General features: G+C 60.6%; 16 protein-coding genes. 3 read left to right on the forward strand and 13 right to left on the reverse strand.

Features of this window, described 5'->3' with window-relative positions:
• Positions 1-2: 2 nt before the first annotated feature.
• The 10 genes from ACO06R_RS03160 to ACO06R_RS03205 form a co-directional block, all read right to left on the reverse strand.
• Positions 3-899 (reverse strand): tagatose 1,6-diphosphate aldolase, encoded by an 897-nt coding sequence (locus tag ACO06R_RS03160; RefSeq protein ID WP_421855951.1) that lies wholly within the window; start codon positions 897-899, stop codon positions 3-5.
• Positions 899-1,912 carry a dihydroxyacetone kinase subunit DhaK gene (locus tag ACO06R_RS03165; protein ID WP_421855953.1) on the reverse strand — a complete coding sequence of 338 codons (1,014 nt, stop codon included), beginning with the start codon at positions 1,910-1,912 and terminating at the stop codon, positions 899-901. The genes ACO06R_RS03160 and ACO06R_RS03165 overlap by 1 nt, the downstream gene beginning before the upstream one ends.
• Positions 1,909-2,445: a DAK2 domain-containing protein gene (locus tag ACO06R_RS03170; RefSeq protein ID WP_421855955.1), complete on the reverse strand. Its 537-nt coding sequence runs from the start codon at positions 2,443-2,445 to the stop codon at positions 1,909-1,911. The genes ACO06R_RS03165 and ACO06R_RS03170 overlap by 4 nt, the downstream gene beginning before the upstream one ends.
• A complete protein-coding gene (locus ACO06R_RS03175; protein ID WP_421855957.1) occupies positions 2,445-3,278 on the reverse strand; it encodes a sugar phosphate isomerase/epimerase family protein in 834 nt (277 codons plus the stop codon). Before ACO06R_RS03175 ends, ACO06R_RS03170 begins: the two co-directional genes overlap by 1 nt.
• Positions 3,275-4,318: an ABC transporter ATP-binding protein gene (locus tag ACO06R_RS03180; protein WP_421855959.1), complete on the reverse strand. Its 1,044-nt coding sequence runs from the start codon at positions 4,316-4,318 to the stop codon at positions 3,275-3,277. Before ACO06R_RS03180 ends, ACO06R_RS03175 begins: the two co-directional genes overlap by 4 nt.
• Complete coding sequence (locus ACO06R_RS03185; RefSeq protein WP_421855961.1) at positions 4,315-5,133, reverse strand: ABC transporter permease; 819 nt, start codon at positions 5,131-5,133, stop codon at positions 4,315-4,317. Before ACO06R_RS03185 ends, ACO06R_RS03180 begins: the two co-directional genes overlap by 4 nt.
• A 4-nt stretch (positions 5,134-5,137) precedes the next feature.
• Positions 5,138-5,995, reverse strand: a complete 858-nt coding sequence (locus tag ACO06R_RS03190; protein ID WP_421855963.1) for an ABC transporter permease — start codon at positions 5,993-5,995, stop codon at positions 5,138-5,140.
• A gap of 81 nt (positions 5,996-6,076) precedes the next feature.
• A complete protein-coding gene (locus tag ACO06R_RS03195; RefSeq protein ID WP_421855965.1) occupies positions 6,077-7,306 on the reverse strand; it encodes an ABC transporter substrate-binding protein in 1,230 nt (409 codons plus the stop codon).
• 51 nt (positions 7,307-7,357) lie between these two features.
• The gene (locus ACO06R_RS03200) at positions 7,358-8,236 is read right to left on the reverse strand and encodes a hypothetical protein (protein ID WP_421855967.1); all 879 of its coding nucleotides are present in this window, start codon (positions 8,234-8,236) and stop codon (positions 7,358-7,360) included.
• Between the two features lie 131 nt (positions 8,237-8,367).
• Positions 8,368-9,084 carry a glycosyltransferase family 25 protein gene (locus ACO06R_RS03205; protein WP_421855969.1) on the reverse strand — a complete coding sequence of 239 codons (717 nt, stop codon included), beginning with the start codon at positions 9,082-9,084 and terminating at the stop codon, positions 8,368-8,370.
• 402 nt (positions 9,085-9,486) lie between these two features.
• On the opposite strand from ACO06R_RS03205, the gene ACO06R_RS03210 reads away from it, so the two are divergent.
• From ACO06R_RS03210 to ACO06R_RS03220, 3 genes are all read left to right on the forward strand, one after another.
• The gene (locus tag ACO06R_RS03210; protein ID WP_421855971.1) at positions 9,487-10,812 is read left to right on the forward strand and encodes a cytochrome P450; all 1,326 of its coding nucleotides are present in this window, start codon (positions 9,487-9,489) and stop codon (positions 10,810-10,812) included.
• A gap of 379 nt (positions 10,813-11,191) precedes the next feature.
• On the forward strand, positions 11,192-12,616 hold the full coding sequence (locus tag ACO06R_RS03215; RefSeq protein WP_421855973.1) for a vWA domain-containing protein: 1,425 nt from the start codon (positions 11,192-11,194) through the stop codon (positions 12,614-12,616).
• A gap of 215 nt (positions 12,617-12,831) precedes the next feature.
• On the forward strand, positions 12,832-16,239 hold the full coding sequence (locus ACO06R_RS03220; RefSeq protein ID WP_421855975.1) for a hypothetical protein: 3,408 nt from the start codon (positions 12,832-12,834) through the stop codon (positions 16,237-16,239).
• Positions 16,240-16,463: 224 nt separating this feature from the next.
• On the opposite strand, the gene ACO06R_RS03225 is transcribed toward ACO06R_RS03220, so the two are convergent.
• From ACO06R_RS03225 to ACO06R_RS03235, 3 genes are all read right to left on the reverse strand, one after another.
• A complete protein-coding gene (locus ACO06R_RS03225; RefSeq protein WP_421855977.1) occupies positions 16,464-16,898 on the reverse strand; it encodes a universal stress protein in 435 nt (144 codons plus the stop codon).
• The gene (locus ACO06R_RS03230; protein WP_421859182.1) at positions 16,895-19,504 is read right to left on the reverse strand and encodes a TRAP transporter permease; all 2,610 of its coding nucleotides are present in this window, start codon (positions 19,502-19,504) and stop codon (positions 16,895-16,897) included. The genes ACO06R_RS03225 and ACO06R_RS03230 overlap by 4 nt, the downstream gene beginning before the upstream one ends.
• 96 nt (positions 19,505-19,600) lie before the next feature.
• Positions 19,601-20,566: a TAXI family TRAP transporter solute-binding subunit gene (locus tag ACO06R_RS03235; RefSeq protein WP_421855979.1), complete on the reverse strand. Its 966-nt coding sequence runs from the start codon at positions 20,564-20,566 to the stop codon at positions 19,601-19,603.
• Positions 20,567-20,841: the final 275 nt, after the last annotated feature.

Consider the following 20,841-nt stretch of genomic DNA (forward strand, 5'->3'; position numbering starts at 1 on the left):
CCCTAATTCGCCACGGCCTTCAGCCGCCGTAGCCGCTTCAGTCCGGTATCCGCCAGCCATGCGCGCATCGCGTCCGCGCCGCCTTGGCCAAAAACGCCGACGGCGTCGGACCAGATCGCCCGCCCGCACATGAAACCGGCGTAGTCGCAGCCGGCATCGTTTGCCATGTTCAGCGAGGCCTCGAACCAATCGAAGGGAACGCCGGCGCTCAGGAACACGATCGGCAGGTCGCCAGCGGCTCGCGAAAGGTTGCGGAAGGCGGCGAGCGCCTCGTCGCGGCTTCGTTCCGCTTGGCCGAAGCCGTCGACAAAGGCCAGATCCACCGGAACCTCGACCTTGAGGACTGCCGCATTGAAGCGTGGCTGCGCGAAGGTCGCGACCGCCCGTTCGACAAGCCCGGGCTTGATCGCGGCGAATTCAGCAGTGCCAGGCGCCGCGTTGCGGTCGTAGACCAGTGGCTCGAACAGAAAATCGATACCCGCCTCGCCGCATTCACGCCCGATGCGCTCGATGATCTCGCATTTCTTGTGGTTCAGATCGTCCGGGTCGTTCGGCGCGTAGTACATGAAGAATTTCAACTGGCGTACCCCGAGGCGCGGGTAGTCCGCCACCGCAAGGTTGTCCGGCAGGCGGGTGATCCGGTCTTCGCCGGAGATGTGGTAGACATCCGCCTCGTAGGCGAGCATCGGCGCGCAGCCGTCAGGATACCGGGCAAGCAGCTTCGGCCCGCAGTCGGCATCCAGAAGGACGGTCGTCGCTTCCGGTCCGAGCTCGGTCAGCACGATCTCCTTGAACCGCAGGTGATCGCCGGGGTCGGCCGCCGCGCCACGGGCTTCCGCGATCGCTGCGGCAAGCCCGCTCCCGGCATCGACAGCCACGCCATGCATCCGGCGCGTCATCAGGCCGCCCCCCGGCCGATTACCGGGAAATGCGGGCTCGCCTGCGGCGCGCGCCACAGGCTCAGCATCTCCGCATCGGGCGTCATCAGCGAGATGGAGAAGGCGGCGGTTTCCTGTGTGGTCGAGAAGTTGCCGATCATCGGACTGGTGAGCGGAATGCCCCGGCTCTCCATCTGTCGTGCGAGTTCGCGGTAGACAGTCAGAAGCTCCATCATCGTTGTGCCGCCTGAACCGTTTACGATCGCAATGGTCGGCGTACCGGCCTCAATGGCGCGATCCTCCAACAGCGCATCGACCATGAAGGCGACGAGATCGGACACCGGCTCGACCTTGCGCCGTGCCACGCCGGGTTCGCCATGAACGCCCATGCCGATGAACACCTCGTCCTCGGGAAGGCTGAACATCGCTTTTCCGGTCAGCGGCGAGATGCCAGACGACATCGCAGCGCCGAGCGTCCGCGTTGCGCCGCGTATCGCTTCGCCGAGTGCAACCAGCCGGTCGAGCGGCATGCCTTCTTCGGCTGCGGCGCCGAGGATCTTGTAGATGAACATCGTGCCGGCCGCACCGCGCCGCTCTTCCTCTTCGCCCTTTGGCGCCGACGAAATGTCGTCATACATCCACAGCGGTGCGACGTTCAGCCCCTCTTCAGAAGCCAGCATCGCCGCTTCCATGCCATTGATCACGTCGCCTTCGTGACGGGAGATCAACAGGACGGTGCCGGCCTCGCCGGTAAGGTCGCGCAGTCCTTCCAGGATCAGGTCGGCCGAAGGCGCGGCGAAAACGTCGCCGACCACATTGCCGTCGAGAAGCCCCTTGCCGACGAATCCCATGGCGATCGGTTCATGGCCCGATCCGTTTCCGATCAGGAGCGAGACCTTGCCGGCATTCTTGCGCACGGTGCGGCGCACGATACGCGGATGGGCGCCGCGCGTGACCGTTTCGGGATAGGCGGCCACAAAGCCGTCGATCATGTCGTCGGCCATCGCCTCCTTGCTGTTGAAAAGCTTCTTCATGTCCCCGTCTCCGTTGTGGACTCGACCAGAACGGCCAGGATTTCGGCGACCGAACGCGCACCGGCGTCGACATGGCCCGTGCCGGCGCCTTCGACATACCGCGCCCGGCCACGTTTCGCCGCCATGCCGGCGGTCGCCGCCGCGCCGTCTGCCGCCGCTGTGGCCGCAGACGCCAGGTCCGGGGCTTTCGACGCCGGTATCAGCGCATCCAGCATGGTCCGGTCGCCAGGCTTGGCCTGTCCGAGCACGCCGATCCGCTTGGCTGCCGCGCCGAGCGCGGGGCCTGGCCCTTCGCCGGACGATATCGCCAGTACAGCGCTCAACACCTGGGCGAACAGCGAGCCGGACGCGCCGCCTGCAGCGGTGCGAAACGCGGCGACCGGGTCGGCGTCGGCGTCGGCGGCAGCCGCGGCGCGCAGGCCGCGCAGGATGGTCGCGCCATGATCGCCGTCTCCGGCAGCGGCATCGAGTGCGTTCAACTCGTCTTCCAGTTCCGCGAAGCGCCCGGCCAGCCTGTCGAGGAGCACAGCCATCAGAGCCAGCCTTTCAGGAAGGCAAGCGCCTGGCGCGCGGCTTCCGTCGCATCGGGTTCGATATCGCGCCAGATGTACAAGTCACCGCCGGCGGGCGTGCCGGTCTTTATGAACATCTCGGCAACGATCCAGCTGTCATAGCCGGCATCGCGCAGTCCCTCGCGCGCTTCCGCCCAGGGCACATGGCCGGAACCCGGCACGCCCCGGTCATTGTCGGAGACGTGGAAATGCACGAGCTTGCCGGCGCTGTTTGCAATGGCGCCGCGGATATCCTTTTCCTCCATGTTGAGATGGAAGGTATCGAGCAAAACGCCGATCCGGTCCGAGCCGGTCGCTTCGGCGAGCGCCACGCCCTCGGCGGCCGTGTTCACGAGGTCGGTCTCGAAGCGATTCAACGCCTCGATCCCGAGATCGATGCCGAATTCGTCCAGATCGGGAGCGAGCATGGAAAGCGTGTCGGCCGAACGTTCCGTCCGGCCCTGTTTGTCGGCTATGTCGAAGGCGCCCCAGGGCGCGAAGACAACGCCAGCCAGCCCGCGTGCGCCGATCGCATCGGCAAAGCGGACCGAACGGCGCAAGTGGTCGAGACCGGCCGCGCGTATGTCAGGGTCCGCCGAACTGACATCGGCAGCCATCGGCAGGCCGTCGGAACAGGTGACTTCGAGGCCGCGCGCCTTGACAGCCGCGCCGAGCCCCTTGGCGCGGTCCATATCCATGCCGAGCAGCGACACCTCGACGCCGTCAAAACCGAGATCGGCGACAATATCGAGGATCGGCTCCAGTGGATCGGTCCATTGCTCCATCCAGAGCCCTGCGTGAACGCCGAACTTCATGCCACGTCCTCCAGTACCCAAAGCGCCTGCCGCGGGAGGTGGATATCGATCTCGTCGCCGGGCGCGATCCCCTCGACAGCGTCGGGCGACAGCACAGCATCGAGCGTCGCTTCGTCATGGGTCAACTTCAGCCGCGTCTGGGTACCCAGATAGATGCGTTCGGAAACGCGCACCTTGAGCGTGTTTTCATCTGCCTTCCCGATGCGGATCGCTTCCGGCCGCACTGTCAGCGTGCCACGTCCGGTGCGTGCGCCTTGCGGCAACGCCATCGGGCCCAGCGCGGACTCGAAACGCCCGTCTGCCGACAAGCCGGGCACGAAATTGTGCCCGCCGAAGAAGCGCGCTACCTCCTCGGTGGCCGGGCGGCGGTAAAACGCCTCGGCGACATCGTATTGGCAAAGATTGCCGTGCAGGATCAGCGCCACCTTGTCGGCCAGCACCACCGCTTCTTCCTGGTCATGCGTCACGAAGATGGTGGTGATGCCCATCTCCTGCTGTAGCGAGCGGATCAGGTCGCGCATCTCGAAGCGCAGATGCGCATCGAGGTTCGACAGCGGTTCGTCGAGAAGCAGCACCTTGGGTTGCACGATCAGCGCCCGGGCCAGCGCCACGCGCTGCTGCTGGCCACCGGAAAGCTCCGATGGTTTGCGGTCGCCGAGATCCGGCAGCTTGACCAGCTCCAGCATCTCCTGGACGCGGTGTGCGATCTCCTGCTTCGGGCGCTTGCGCATCCGCAGGCCGAAACCGACATTGTCGGCGACGCTCATATAGGGAAACAACAGGTAGTTCTGGAACACCATGACGACGCCACGGTGTTCCGGCTTGTCGCGCAGGATCGAACGGCCGTCGAAGGCGATCCCGCCGCTGGTCGGCGTCAGCAGCCCGGCGATCATCTTCATCGTCGTCGTCTTGCCGCAGCCCGACGGCCCCAACAACGCCGTCAGTTCGCCCGACGGTATCTCGAGCGACAAGTCATCGAGTGCCGGCTTGTCCGTGCCGGGATAGATCTTGGTCAAGTTATTGATGGTGACATGGGTCATACGCGGCCGAATCCCCCGACGGCGCCGGACTGGCCGGACAGTTGTTTAGCAGTTAGCACCAGGATGACGATTCCCGGCAGGATGTAGATCATCGCGATGGCGCCTGTGATGTCGTTGCGCCCGGATGTTGCAAAGTTGAACAGGAGAAGCGGCAAGGTGACGACCCGGCCGCCTCCGACGATGAGCGTCAGGATGTACTGGCTCCATGAGACGAGGAACGCGAACAGGCCGCCAACGATCACGCCGGGCAGGATCGCCGGCAGCGTGACATACCAGAAGGTCTTGAGCGGCGAAGCGCCGAGGCTGCGCGCCTGTTGCTCGAAGGCCGGATCGTAATTGGCGAAAATCCCCGCCATCACCAGCGTCATGTAGGGAAGCGTCGGGATCAGATGAACCAGGATCACGCCCCAGACCGTGTTGGTCAGCCCGAGCGTGATGAACACCGTGTGGATGCCGAGCACGACGGCGATACCGGGCACGATCACCGGCGCGAGAATGAGCAGTTCAACCAGCTCTTTGCCACGGAACTTGTAGAGACCGAGCGCCCGACCGGCGGGCACGCCGACCAGTATCGACAAGGCTGTAGCGGCAAGCGCGATCCAGATCGTCAGCCAGAGGCTCGGCAGCACGCCGGACACGTCGGAAAAGGTGTACTCCCAAGCCTGTAGCGTCCATTTCTGCGGCAACAGGTCCGGGAAGCGCCAGCCGCGGGCGAACGACCAGATGCCGAGCGGAACGAGCGGGATAACCAGCCAGAAGATCAGAAGCGCGCCGGAGAGAAACCGGATGGAGCGTGTGGCGATGGTGTTTTCCATGGTTTTAGCTCCGGATCCCGCGGCGCGTCAGCCGCGTGTATGCCCAGATCATCACGCCGGCCAGGATCGCGATGACGATGGCCATCGCCATCGCTTCGGGGCGTGCGGCGAGATCGACATCGGTGTATTGGCGGTAGGCCAACACCGGCAGCGCGGCCGGATAGTTCTGGCCGAGAAGCGCGGGTATCTCGTAGGCGCCGAAGGTGAAGGCGAAGACGATCACGCTGGCCGACAGGACGCCCGGAAAGATCAGCGGCAGAAGCACGAAACGGAAGGACTGCCACTTGGAGGCACCAAGGCTTCGCGCCACGCTTTCATAGTCCTGTCCGAGAGCCTGCATCTGGGCGAGCACGATGACGCCGATGAAGGGAATTTCCTTCCAGACATATTGCAGGATGATGCCGATCGCATAGGGATCGAAAACCAATGCCGGAAACTCCGACGGACGACTGATCATCCCGAATTCATGCGCCAGCCGCGCGAAACTGCCCGATTGCGAAAACAGGTACAAAATGCCGACCGCACCAACCAGATGCGGCACAGTCAGGTTGAGCTGGAACAGGAAATTGATCACGCCGCGGCCGAAAAAGGTCCGGCGCAGCAGCAGCGCCGACGCGACCGCGATGACCGCCGAAATCACCGTCGAGGTGAAGGCGATGTGAAACGTCAGCAGAAACGAAAGATAGAATTCGCGGCTCGTAAAAAGCGCGATGTAGGCGTCGAAGTTCGGCTCCGTCAGCCCGATGACCGGCATGTAGTTGAACGACCGCATGAGGCCGATGACGAGGCCGCCAAGAAACAGAACGACGATAACGGTCAGCGCCGGGGCGAGCAGCAGTATGATTTTCATCCGGTCGGACATGCCTGTCGGGTCTCCGGCGATGGACAGAATTGCGGTGGGAACCGGCGGCGGCGGGCGCCACCGGTTTCTGGTCGTCGGCTTCTAGCGGCCGACGTTCTCGATCCAGCCCTTCTCGATGGCCGAGATCCACTGGGACTGCAGCTCCGGCAGGGCCGCTTCGGCGAGTTCGGCTGCCGAGACCACTGACGGATGCCGCTCGATGGAGCCGAAGGCTTCCTGGATATCCGCGGTAGTGCGGTCCATCTCGATTCCGGGCGAAGTGCCCCAGATCGAAGGCAGCGCCTTTTCGAGCTGCGCCTCGCCGGAGAGCAGCACGTTTTGAAGCACCAGCGCGGCCGCCTTGTTGGGCGAGTTGAAGGGTATCAGCGTGTAGTTGGTGTTACCGATCGTCCCATCGGTCAGTCCGTAAGAGCTTACGGTTTCCGGATATTGACCGGACTCCACGGCCAGGCCGAACTGCGACGGCTCGTAGTTGAAGGTCAGATCGACCTCGGAGTTCGCAAACAGTTCGTTGAGCTGCGCAATCCCGCTTGGATAGGTCTGCCCCGAACGCCACAAATTGGGCTCCATGTCGTTGAGGATCTTCCAGGCCTTCGGCGCGACCTCGTCGAACTTCGCCTGGTCGAAGGGGCCGAGCAGGTTCTCGACGCCGCCGGCGGCGTGATAGAAGACGTGGCGGACAAACACCGAGCCATTGAAATCCGGCGGCGCCGGATAGGTGAACAGGCCGGGATTGGCCTCGACCCACTCGATCAGCTCGGGAATGGATTTCGGCGGGTTTTCGGTGCGCGCGGTGTCATAGGCGAAGGCAAACTGCGCCCGGCTCCACGGCACTTCGCAGCCGTCGACCGGAACGCCGAAATCGTTGGCGATCGCTGGGTTGTCCCAGTTGACCAGGGAATTGTTGGGCAACGTGTCGAGATAGCCGCACCAGGCAAGGCCACCCTGCACCATGGTGCGGAAGTTCTCGCCGTTAATCCAGATCATATCGACGGAGCCCGCGTCATTGACGCCGGCTTCCTTCTCGCCGAGCACGATATTCACCGCTTCGACCGTGTCCGACAAGCCGACCCGGTTCAGCTTGATGTCGTACTCGTCCTTCAGGATGCCGCCGATATATTCGGAGACATAGCGGTTGATGTTGTCGGCGCCGCCCCACAAGAACCAGTTGACCTCGCCGCCGCGGGCCATTTCGACGACCGCGTCCCAATCCTTGCCGATCACCATGTCGCCGTCGGATTCGGCGAGTGCCGTCCCGGCGGTCAGCACCGCGGTCATTGCCGCGAGAGCCGTCATTCGAATGTGCTTCATTTCTACCTCCCTGTTATCCGCCCGCCTATCGGGCAAATTCGCTCCGTGCGTTCACGTTACACGCCCGGATACCTCCTTGGCCAACTGCAGCGCCACCTCGAATGTCGCCTTGTCGGCGCGGCGCAGTGCTTCCTGATGTTTGGCCGGCAACGGATCGAGGAATGTCTGTCCCTCCGACAGCGCATCCCAGGCTGACAGCAGCGCGATACAGGACTGGCCGAAGCGGCTCGCCACCGCGGCGACCGCCGATGCCTCCATATCGACCGTCTGGAGCCCCTCGACCGCCCAACCCGCGCACATCGCGTCGCTTTGGGCAAACAGGCTTGGCCAAGTCAAATGGTTAGTGTTCTCTGACTTTATGCCGAGACCCTGCAAGACCTTCTCCGCCCGATCGGCCCATTGCGCGCTGAAAGCGACGGATGATCCTGCTCCATAGTGCCGGGAGATGCCGTCCCGCGCCACCGCCTTGCGGGGTACCGCAATGGTGCCCGCCCCGATTTTCCGGTCCATCACACCGCAGGTGCCGATTTGGATGAGAAGCGGCGTGCCGAGCTGGGTGAAGACATGCGCAGGTTCGACCGCGCGCGGTGCGCCGTAGGCACAGCAATAAGCAATGCGGGCGCCATCGAAATCGCCGACGAACATGTCGGGGAATGGCAGTTCGCGGACTGATGTCAGGTATCCCAGGCGCGCTTTCGACGCGCGTTCGCGCCACCAGGTGCCTTCGAGAATGAGCGCGTCGGGGGTGCCGCCGAGCGTTTCGCCCAACGTCTTGTCCCAGACCGTCCTCTCGAAATCCAGTACCGCCACGCAGCCGCACCCATAATTTGTTCTTACAAATTGTTTAGTACCAATTTTCGCTGAGCACAAGTCGCGATTGGGTTGTGGCGGGCGCATGAACGAGTGCGGTAGGATCGTCGCCGCCGACATGGGCCAATGCCGCGTTGCGGTTCTGCCGGGCGGACACGCGTCGCCCGGCGCAATGGCTGCGTGCGATTTCACTTTTGCAGATGATTGCCGGTGGCACACGGGCCGGCGAGATGCTGGCGCCCTGACCCACCCTAGTTTCGGAAGTTGAACACCCAGCGCGAAATGTCATCGCGGAACTTATTCAGTTCACGCCGGACCTTCATCCAACCGCGGCGCTTCGTCCAGCGGTTCCCAATAGTGGACGTCCGTTCCGCGTCCTTTGTATGGATGATTTCGAACGGTAGGACGGCATAGGGCAGGACGCGGTGAACCCAGAACCGGTCCAGGAAGTGATCGACCGGCCGTATCCATCTTGTTGCCGCCCGCAAAAGCGCTTCGGCGCCTTCCGGCGCGAGCATGTAGGCCTGGGTTCCTTCCGGGCCCCTGAGAAACCGCACGAGGTTGCGTCCACCCAAGCCTTTCACCTGTCGAAACGGTCGGCGGGTCAGTCCGGCCAAGCGGATCAACTGGCGGTCTTCCAGGTGCGCTTGTGCGATTTCCAGCGCGTCAGGAAATCCGTCCAGAATCGTGACATCGTCCTCGAGCACGAGTATGGGAACGCCTTCGTTCGCGCATTGCTGCCAGATCGAGTAATGGCTGGCGAAACAGCCAATTTCCGCGGGCAGAAGCCCTTTGCCGAATTCGCGAAGACAGGCCGCCTCATCATATTGCTGCCAGGCTTCATGCTCTCCGCGCGTGCCGTCCACGGCCGAAAACACGTCGTGCGGCACTCCAAGGGCATCAAGGCGCGCGGTCACCCGGGCGGCGCGCTCCGGCTTGCTTTGAAGGCTGATGACCAGAACTTTCATGCTTGCCGTGGCAGCCTGAACCGTAGTGAAGCGAGTGCGTGGCAGGCAATCCCCCTCGATCTTGGCAGTTTCACCAATTCCTCCAAGCCGGCTTCTTCAGTTGTCCTGCAAGGGATATTCGTAAGTTTTTCGCAACGGTCAGCCTCTTGGACCGACCGCCGGGCGACCTTGGTGCAAAGGCGCCTTCTGGTCAAATCGGCATCGGGTATTGGGCGGTCAAGCGCAAAGCGAGGCGCACCGGAAAGGCGTAAATCTGGAGCCGGATTGGTGGGTCGCTGCGCAGGCGGAGCCGGCGGCAAAGCTTGACGCAGAGGCACTAAAACTGAAGACTTTGCCGTCACGACCCTTTATGCAGGATCGACGGGGTCGGCAGTTCACAGCCAGTGGTGGGGGATTACGCGGATGTCGCTTAAACGCGGCCTGAGGGCTGTCAGGATGAATTTGCTGGCGCTGCGTGCGAAGCAGAAAGCCGCATCCCTCGGCGCGCGCCTCGCTCCCGGCAAGCTTCGGGTTCCCGAGGACGGGCGTGTCCGCGACCAACAATTTCTGCTGAAACAGGCCCGAGAACTGGGGCCGGTTTTCAAGGTATGGCTGCCACACAAATACACGACCTGCATCGTTGGACACGATCTCGCACGGCGGTTTCTTTCGGAAAACGAAAGCAAGATACGCTCAGGCACGACGGATTTGTCGCCGCTCTTTCCGCACGGATTTCTGCGCGGGCTGGAGGGGGATGTACACCGGAAATACCGCCGGCAAGTCCTCGATGCCTTCAACGAGACGCCAATCGAGGAACACGAAGACGCGATCCGCGCGATCATGCGCGATGGACTTGCCGACCTGGCGGTGGCTCGGCAACCGGTTTCGAATGCGGACATCCGCAAAACGCTGAAGTCCATATCCACGGCGGTCTTCATGCGCCTGATCCTCGGCGCCGATCGGAAGACGGAACGGTTCGACGAACTTGTTGCGGCCTATGACGCCTATGCACCGAACGGCTCGTTTATCGTGGCCCGTAAACACCATAAGCCCGCCTTCGACGCAATTAGGGAGTTGGTCGACAAGACAATCGAGGACATCACCGAAGATCCGGATGCCCCCTCAAACCTGCTGCGGCACCTGATCCGCTCCGATACCGTGGATGACACGACGCTGGGAAACCTCATCCACATGCTCGAGGTGGCCCGTTTCGACGTCCTCGGCTTGTGGACCTGGATATTCAAGCACCTTGGTGACTATCCGCAGGCAGTCGAGTTCGCACGCAGTGGACAGATGGGCGAAAACGGCGGCTACTCGGCGCTCCAGGCGATCCCGAGAGAATCCTTGCGCCTCGAGCAAAGCGAGCTGGTCCTCCGCGTCGCGACCGAAGATATCGTTTTCGACGGCTATTTCATCCCGAAGCGCAGCCATATCCGGATTTGCGTCTGGGAGGCGCATCACGATCCGATGAAGTTCCCGGATCCGTTTGAACACAAATGTCAGAGGTTCATGACCTCCAAAGTGCCGGCGAACCTCTATTCGCCCTTCGGCCTCGACAAGCATCGTTGCCTGGGTGCCGACTGGAGCTATCGTCTGAGCGAACTGCTCGTCGAAGAACTGACCTCGCAATACGATTGCTCCGTTTCCGATGACGGCACGCCGACGATGGGAAGGTTTCATTTCGAGCCAAGCAGGGATGTTTCGATGGAGATCCGGGCACGAGCATTCGACTCGGACGCCGGGCTCTGAAAAAAGTCAGCCTTGGCTTGGAGCGGGCGCCTTCCTCCGACTGAGCGCGACCGGTTTTCCGCGTCGGTTGGTCCGCGCGAACGAAACATAGATTGTCACACAATTCATCGGCCTGCAGGAAACAAACAGGTTGTTCAGACCTGCCCAGCTATCGAAGTGTATTCGGTAGCGAATGAAAAGCGGAGCGGGCGACCGGTTTCCAGCTCGCGACCCAATTTCGGCTCGATTCCCGGGAGAAATCTACCTTTGTTGTCTTAGGTAAGGTTTTTATAGCCAAATCAGTTTTTCGCTCATCATTAGGCGTTGCACATTCTACCGTCATCAAGTTTATGTCTCTCTGGGGTAACCGCTTATCGCGATGAAAAACGGGGGAATTTTAATGTTCAGATTGCCAACCAAACTGTCGGCGGCCGCACTTCTGGGTGCGAGCAGCGTGTTGATCACGCCTGTCAGCTCAATGGCCGCCGCGAGCGATATTCTGTTCGTACTGGATGGTTCGGGCTCCATGTGGGGCCAGATCGATGGCGTCGCCAAAATCACGACCGCCAAAGACACAATGACCGAATTGCTCGACAGCGTGGCGCCCGACGCACGCATCGGCTTGATGACCTATGGCACGACATCCAAGGATAGTTGCGGCGATGTCTCACTGTTGAATGCGATTGGCTCGGACCGTAACGCCATCAAGGAAAGCATCGCCGGAATCAAACCGCTCGGCAAAACGCCGATCTCCACCTCGCTGACCGTCGGTATTTCGCAGTTGAAGGCGAGTCAGCCCGCCGATACGCACAAGGCGTTGGTCCTCGTTTCCGACGGCATTCAAACCTGCGAAGGCGACCCTTGCGTCGCGGCCGGCATGGGCGAACTGTTCGGTGTCGACATGCGGGTGCATGTGGTCGGGTTCGATGTCGACGCCGATGCGCGCGCACAACTGGAGTGCATAGCCAAGGCAGGTAAAGGCCAGTATTTCAACGCTTCGGATACAAATGGCTTTGTCGAGGCGATGAATGCTGTGGTTGAAGTTGCTCAAGCGGTCGAACCCGCGCCTGAGCCAGAGCCCGAACCGGTTGTTGAAGAAGAGCCGGCGGGTCCGACCATCACGGAGTTCTTTCGCGAAGACTTCGATGGTGGCGAATTGGCCGAGCACTGGGCGCTGGAAAACGCCAATCCGGACAATTTCATCGTTGAAGGCGGCGTGTTGACCTTGCTCAGCTTGAGTATGGGCGGTTTTGAGGCGCAGGAACCTGAAAACCTGTTCGTCTATACAGGCGAAATGCCGAAAGGCGATTGGGATGTGGAGGTCACCTATACAGGCGAGTACAACACCCATAACGATCGCCTGACCATCGGCCTGCGCAAGGACGAAAAGAACTATCTGGCCACGCAGTATCGCGCGATCTGGACGGGCGGCGGTTGCCAGAAAACCATGATGAACCTGACCAAGGTGACCACCGGCAAAGCAGACAGCCAGGAACGCCCGTTCCGCAGTTCGTTGAAGGGGCAATGCTATCATGCGCGCCCGCTTGGTGGCGAGGCCGACTGGGATGCCCTGCTTGCCGACCACATGGACATGCCGATCAAGCTCACGCTCTCAAAACGCGGTCGTGGCTACACGTCGAAGGTCGAGATGATCGGTTTCACCGATCCCGACGGCAACCCCTATGTGCTTGAGACCGATCAATACACGTCCCTTCGGTCGCCGGGCACGCTGAGCTTCCAGGCGGACCGCGCCAAAAAGGACTACGCCTCAGGAGAAGTTTTGATGATGATCGACTCGATCGTCATCAACAAGGTCGAGCAGTGATGTCCATCGCGCGCTTGACCATGGTTAAGGCCATGGCGAACGCGTCCCTGTCCGGGCTGCCTGCGGCCCGGACATTGAATGTACCGTTCATTCGACATGGAGACGGTTCTGTGGACGCCACAGCGCCCGGTCACACCCATGACGCCGACGGTTTATCCCAAAACCCAGTTTGCCAGGACCGCGAAGTCCCCTGAAACGACAGAAGGGGTGGGTTCATGATGTCTTTTTTCAATGCATTGCTGGGTCGGCCAAGCATCGGTGGGGTGTATATGTCTGACATTTCCAAGAGAGTTCGCAACATCGGCCTCGCGCTTTCGTGCATGACCATGCTGCCGCTCTGTGCGATGGCGCAGGACGCTTCAGGACCGCGCATCGATCCAAAGCAGATCGCGGACATTTTGCTTGAAGACGAAATTTGGCAAAGCGCCGAACACGGCGAAGCCGAACTCGACATAATCGAGCGGATGCAGGACATCGCGCGCGGTGTGGCGGAGCGCCAGGAGGCGGACATCGTTCTGGATGTCGAGGAGCACGGCGCCAAAAAACTTTATGAATATGTCCTAGATGGCGGAACCCAGGGTCTGACCATCATCACGGAGCCGGATGGGTCCGATGCGGTCATCAATGTCTTCGACAAAGGCGGCATGAACCAGCCGAGTTTTGAAGTCGCCGTTCCGGTGCATGTGCCGCCGGAGCCCCCTGAAGTCCCCGCTTTTAACGACGAAGATGATCTCTTCCTCCCGCCGGAATCCGCGGACGAGGGCAAGGGTGACACCGCAGGCGGCGAACAAGCGTTTGACGATGAGGATGACCTCTTTGCGCCCCAGGACACGCCGCAAACGGCCGGGAAGAAGCAGGATGACGCGCTTGCGTTCGAGCGGGACACCGATACGGACATTTCCATTCTCGACGAAGACGATCTGACCAAGAACCTCGGTCAGCTTGAAGGTTTCTGGAAGGTCAGCAATGGCGAAGTCTGGCACATCACGGTCAGCGACGATAAGGCCGGGCAAGTGCTTCGCGCCAGAGGTGACGTCCATGATCGCATGGACGAGCTGCGCGATTTGAAGACCAGGCTCACGCGCTCAAGCCGGGTCTATGTCTGGCAAAAGATCGACAATCCGGAGGAGAAAACGCGCCATGGGCGCATCAAAGGCCTCGATCCGGAGGTCTGGGAATATGTCGGCGAGGAGATGGATGTCGCTGCGCAGGAATCCATCAAGCGCATCGATGAGGAGCTGGATACGCTTGAAACCCTGCTGACGAAACAGCCGGAAATGCGCGCCCTGACACCCGGTGGCTATCAACTCCTGCGCGCGGAGGGTGCGAACAAGGTCAATATCTGGGTCGCGGACAGCGGCTGCGACTATGAGATCAACGACGCCTTTTTCGATGGTCATACGTTGGGTGCCAAAACCGATCTGCACCAACGTTGCATGTTCAACGACGCCCTGCCCGACACGATCAAGGGGCAGCTGCAGTCCGGGGGCTATCCGACCGATGTGCTGGCCATGATGACGGCCAGTTTGGATCCGCGCACCGAGCTGCTGCGCCTGTCAGGCAGGGACTGGACCCGTTATGTCCATCACGACATGGCCGGGACGAAAATCAACCGGGTCACGGGCCTCACCGAGAAGGGCGGTATCAGCGCCTTTCGGATGACGCCGATCCCCCCGACGGACGAAGAACTGTGTGAAGAGGGCTACTGCGAAGGCAACAGCTGCGCGTACAACACCGAGCTTTTGAGCAGCCTCTACACCAAAGAGCGCATCTACGAGCAATATCTGGAGGCACTTCACGCCGAAGAGAAAGCAGTGAGCCAGCAGGCCCAGACCTATCTCGGCAATTCCAAGGTGTCGGCGGCGAGATTGGAATCGGCGCGCATCGCCGCGCGGATCACCCACACGCTGGACGAGGTCAATGGCGCGCTGGTCGAACTGTTTGGGCTCGGTTCACTCGTCCTGGATCCGTCGGGCCTGCGCGACCCATTGACCGCCTGGGAGGCACTCAAGGACGTCAACAGTCTGGTGAACCGGCTTGAGAATGCATGGACCGACCTGGACAAGCAGGTGGAAGCGCTGCGCTATGTGCATCCGGGCGAAGGCACCACGGACCAAGACAAGATCTTCAACCAGAAGGACGAGGATAATATTCTTGGTGCTTTCGAGCTCAAGGGCATCGAGGACAAGATCATCGAGCTCCAGAACAGTCCGATCAAGGCCCTGCCGGAAGCCTTCCGGAAAACGAAAGTGAAAGTTCCGGGCACAGACAGCCAGGTCAGTCTGCAGGACGCCATCGATCTCTATGAGACCGAATGGAAAAACAATACGAGCAACATCGCCGATTTACGCAGTCTTCACGATCTCGCCAAGTCGACCTCAGATGTCCGCAAGCTCAACCAGTTGCGCCAGCTCTATGCAACCTGGGCCCGAAAGGCACTGCAAGAGGGCAATCGCGAAGCAGCACGGAAGCTTATCGAAGCTTCCAGGGAAGCCAGCAAGAAGGTCAAGGAGATCGATCTCAAAGGCCAGCAGTCCGGGACTGCGTTGGCCGTCGCTCAAATCGGCATGCGGCTCGCCTCCACCTATGTCACGCAGCCGGCACTGGAAAAAATGCGCAAACGCGTCCTGCAGCTCCGCAGGGAGCTGAGCCCGGCCGTCGATACGGCGCTGGACTATCTTGAGAATGTCCGCGTCATTCGCATCGAGATAAAGGAATACGAAGAGAAACTGGCCCAGACGCGCCAGTCTATCGATGCGCTGTCCATCTGCATGTCGAAGAATTGCGCCGGCCATCTGACGGCTGTGCAGGCAGATCCGGTTGCGAAGGTGGAGAAGCGGCCCGACGGCGCACTCTCCTATAACCGGATAAAGACCCGCCTTGCAGCGCAACTGCAGGCGCTGGAAGAAGCCGATCAGCGTGCCGCCGCGCTTGAAGAAACCCGCGAGAAAATTTGCCCGGTCGACAAGGAGCTTTTGGCCGACAAACTGAAAAAGCAGCGGCAAGTCGACGGACCCAACGAAGCGGAATGCGATGTTTGCAATGACTACGCCTGGCACGCGAACCGCCTGGAAAACCAGATCGAGCACTTGTTCCACCAGATTGCGCGCAACAGCCGTGGTCTGGATCGCATTGAAACGCTTGAGGCTGAGATCAAGCAGAATGGTGCCAAGATGCAGGCATTGAACGACCGTCATCAAGCGACGGTCGACAAGTACAAACCCTTGTTCGACGCGCTTGGCTATGACCTGAAAAAACAGGTGCAGGACGCTCTCAAGCGAAACCACGTCATGTCGGAGCAGTTATCGGAGCTGTTGCTGAGCCCGCTCAACTACATACCCGGTTCGCAATTGTTGAGTAGCCCCCTGAGCCCGGTGAAGGACGAACTCAATCAATTCGAGAAAACGAGAGATGCCCGACAGGTCGAATTGACCCAGATCCACAACGAGATCCTGAAAACCAAGGCTTTGAACCAGTCGTTGCGTGACGAACTGAAGCTTCTCAAGGCGCGCCAGCGCCGCGTCGACACCGCACGGACCGAAATGACTTCGTTAGAGAAGATCCTGGCAGATGTCCTGGCCGGCAAAGAGGATTGCGAAAAACAACTTTGCAAGGCGAGCTGAAGATCGGCCCACCCAGCCCTTCGGATCCACACAAATGCAAAAGCCCCGGAAACCGGGGCCTTGGGGTATCTGGAAAGAATGCCTGGAGAACTGGAGCAGGCGATGGGATTCGAACCCACGACCCCAACCTTGGCAAGTTCACTGTCGCCCAGAAACAAAAATGATATCAATAATTTAAACTTGTTGGCGGCACTCCGAACACGGCTCGAACGTGAACTTAACGCTCACTCGCGGACGACGTAGACCGAGCACTTGGCGTGACGCACGACGCGAGCGGCGTTCGGGCCGAGGAGGTAATCCTTGAAGTCCGGCTTGTGCGCGCCGATGATGATCAGATCGACACCGGCTGCCTTGGCGACTTCGAGGATCTTCTCATAGGCGTTTCCGGTTGCCACCAGATGACCGGCGTCCTTGTCGATATCGTCACCGAGCACCGCCGAGATCGTTTCGCGCAGCAATTGTTGGGCATGTTCGACAGCCTTGTCGTGATGGTCGGGTTGGAAGAACTGGCCAACGATGCTCATGCCGTAATCGGGGATGACTGTCATCACCTGCAGTTTGGCACCATGCAGTCTTGCAAGCTGCCCGGCCGTCCTGAGAAGCGGCCGGTTTTCCTGCGGTTCGCTGATGTCGATGGGACACAGAATGGATTTGATCATGCCAAGGCCTCCTTATCCTTTTGCCGGGCGGCTCGACCGCGCTGCAGGAAGCCGACAATACCGAGCAGCAGAAGCGCCGGCAGGAAGATCAACTCCTTGGGCAACCGGTCGGCATCCGCCTTCACATTGGTGATCTGGACAGGGGCGTCGCCATAGAAATCGAAGCTGCTCATGGTTTCAAAGAACGGTGTGCCGGGGAACGGCTCATCCAGCTTGGTGGCCCCGTCCTCTTCGATTACCGTCAGGCCGAGCGCCTGCAGGCGCGCATCGCCACCCTCTTCGTCACCAACAGGAAGCACAAGCGTTGTCTCCTTGATCTCCCCGGTGTCGAAATCCGGTCCCGAGACAACCATGCGCAGCTCGGAGCCGGCTTCTGCCTCGCCGAGCGCCTGCGAAAGCGCCGCCGGCTCAATGAAGGTGAACGGCGGTTGGATGCGGTCCATGAAGAATCCGGGGCGGAATAGCGCGAACGCGATGAGAACCAGCGCGACGCTCTCCCAGATCCGGCTTCTCGTGATGAACCAGCCCATTGTACCTGCGGTGAAGATCAAGATCGCAATCGTCGCGATGATGGCCACCGTTATGCCCTCGAACCACGTTACGTCGATCAACAGCAGATCCGTGTTGAAAATAAAGAAGAATGGCAAAGCAATGGTGCGCAGCGAATAGAAGAACGCAACAAAACCGGTGCGGATCGCATCGCCGCCTGACACTGCCGCCGCCGCGAAACTTGCCAATCCGACCGGTGGCGTCACGTCGGCCATGATGCCGAAATAGAACACGAAGAGGTGGACCGCGATCAGCGGGACAATAAGGCCCGACTGCGCGCCAAGTTCAACAACGACGCCGGCCATCAGCGACGACACGACGATGTAGTTGGCGGTGGTTGGCAAGCCCATGCCCAACACAAGCGACAGCAGTCCGACCATCACGAGCATCATGATCAAGTTGCCACCTGAAAGGAATTCGACCAGATCGGCCATGACCTGTCCAACCCCTGTCAACGTGACAGTCCCGACGATCACACCGGCGGTAGCGGTTGCCAAGCCGATGCCGATCATGTTGCGCGCACCGGCAATCAGGCCGTCGCCAAGGTCATAGACGCCCGCCTTGAACGCATTGACGGTCTCGTTTTCGCCACGGAAGATGGACTTGAGTGGGCGCTGGGTCAGCAGAATGACGAACATCAAGGCCGTCGCCCAGAAGGCGGAAAGCCCCGGCGACTTCTGTTCGATCATCAGGAAGTACACCAGCACGATGATCGGCAAGAGGTAGTACAGGCCCGTCTTGTAGATCTCCGAAACCTCAGGAAGTTCGACAACTTCGGCATTGGGGTCATCGGGGTGCAGGTCGTCGGCCTGTGCGGCAAGCCACAGCAACCCGGCATAGGCGAGAAACACCGCAACCGCGAGAATCCAGCCGGCGCCCTCCGGCACAAGGGCTGTCACCCAGCCGATCGGATATTGGATGCCGTAGCAAAGCGCTGCAAAGCCGACAAAGAACCCGGCCATCCCGCCCACCGTCTTGCCGACTGAGGTGACCTTGTTGCCGAGCGTCGGCATGTTCTGTTTCACTGCTTCAAGGTGCACGATATAGACCAGCGCGATGTAGGAAATCGCAGCCGGCAGAAATGCGTGTGTGATCACCTCGACATAGGAAATGCCGACATACTCGACCATCAAGAACGCAGCGGCCCCCATCACAGGCGGCATGATCTGGCCGTTGACCGACGAGGCGACCTCGACGGAACCAGCCTTTTCGGAACTGAAACCGACCCGCTTCATGAGCGGGATCGTGAAGGTGCCTGTTGTAACGACATTGGCGATCGAGGAACCGGAGATCAGGCCGGTGGCCGCGGAGCCTACGACGGCCGCCTTGGCCGGCCCGCCCTTGAGGTGGCCCAATGCGCCGAACGCCATCTTGATGAAGTAATTGCCCGCCCCGGCCTTGTCGAGCAGCGCGCCGAACAGCACGAACAGGAAGACAAACTTCGTCGAGACACCAAGCGCGATACCGAACACCCCCTCCGATGTGATCCACATGTGGCTCATCGCCTTGACGAGCGATGCGCCTTTCCAGCGGATGACTTCCGGCACCCACGGTGAGGAACCGAAGAAGACATAAGCGAGAAAGATCGTCGCGATGATCGCCATCGCCGGCCCGAGGGCACGGCGCGCGGCTTCGAACAGCAAGATGAGACCGGCCAGTGCGAACCACTTGTCGGTGTCATCGGCAAGCCCACCGGACGCGACGATCTTGTCGTAGAAGAAAAACCCGTACAGCGCGATGAATGCCGCAACGAAGCCAAGGATCCAGTCCTGTATCGGAATGTAGGAGCGCGGGCTGGATTTCAGCGCGGGATAAGCCATGAAGGCCAGAAAAATCGCGAACGCCAGGTGAATCTGTCGCGAGTTGTTGATGATGTCCCCAGGCAGTACGAGGTTTGCGACAGGCGATGCGAGTAGAACCTGAAACAATGACCAGACCAACGCGGTCACCGCCAGCAACGTTCCCACCGCACCGGCGGGATTGCGCGCACCCGCATCGGTCGAGGCGACCAGTTCCTGGAGTTCTTCTTCGCTGAGTGCGCGACCGTTGTCTGACATCATCCCTCTCCCGATCATTCAACGCGCAGGCACAGTGCCCGGCAAAGGAAATCGGGCGGCGCGAGAAGCCGCACCGCCCGACATTTTCAGGGGGACTTACATCCAGCCCTTTTCCTTGTAGTAGCGCTCGGCACCGGGGTGCAGCGGCGCCGAGAGGCCGTCGGCAATCATCTCTTCAGGCTTCAGGTTGGCAAATGCCGGATGTAGTTTCTTGAAGTCTTCGAAATTCTCGAAGACCGAAGACACAACCGCGTAGACGGCGTCATCGGAAACAGCCGTAGACGTTACAAATGTTGCGCCGACGCCGAAGGTCATGGTGTCATTGTCCGAGCCGCGATACATGCCGCCCGGGATGGTCGCCGTGCGGTAGAACGAGTTGTCGGCAACGAGCTTGTCAACGGCTTCGCCGTCAACCGTCACGAGCACCGAGTCACAAGCTGTGGTGGCTTCCTGGATCGAACCGGACGGGTGGCCGACGGTGTAGACCATCGCGTCGATCTGGTTGTCGCACAGTGCCGCTGACTGCTCGGCGGCCTTCAACTCGGTCGCCAGCGCGAAGTCGTCCGCCGACTTGCCCTTGGCTTCCAGAAGGACTTCCATGGTGCCGCGCTGACCGGAGCCGGGGTTGCCGATGTTGACGCGCTTGCCCATCAGATCATCGAAGCTGCTGATGCCGGCATCGGCACGTGCGACTACGGTGAACGGCTCGGGATGGACAGAGAACACGGCGCGCAGTTCTTCAAAGGCACCAGCTTCTTCGAAGCGCGAACTGCCGTTGTAGGCGTGGTACTGCCAGTCCGATTGCGCGACGCCGAACTCCAGTTCACCGGCGCGGATCGTGTTGATGTTGTAAACCGAACCGCCAGTCGATTCGACCGAGCAACGGATGCCATGATCCTTGCGTCCCTTGTTGACGAGACGGCAGATGGCGCCGCCGGTCGGATAGTAGACGCCGGTCACGCCGCCGGTGCCGATGGTGATAAACTCCTCGGCAATCGCGGTGCTGGCCGTCATTGCTGCAACCGCCGCACAGGCTAGCGTCAGGTTGAACTTCTTGTACATGCATCACTCCCATTGTCAGTTATCCGGGCCAAGAATTGCGTGCCCGGAGAGCGACCAACCGTGTCGCGACGGCCCCCATGAGACCGCATTTGCATGCGATCTTCGTAGAAACATGACGGTAAAGCGACCTCGCCGCAACCGTGAATCATTGTTTGATTTCAATTTCAAAGTATTGCGATGTGTGATTTACACAGCGTCCGGAAATCGGAACTGCGTTGGGATCGATGAGGTTACTTAGCGTAAGGTTTATTGTCTTTGTCGGGCTGCAGGAGACT

It is taken from the genome of Oricola sp. (genome assembly GCF_965230365.1).
Lineage (GTDB): Bacteria > Pseudomonadota > Alphaproteobacteria > Rhizobiales > Rhizobiaceae > Oricola.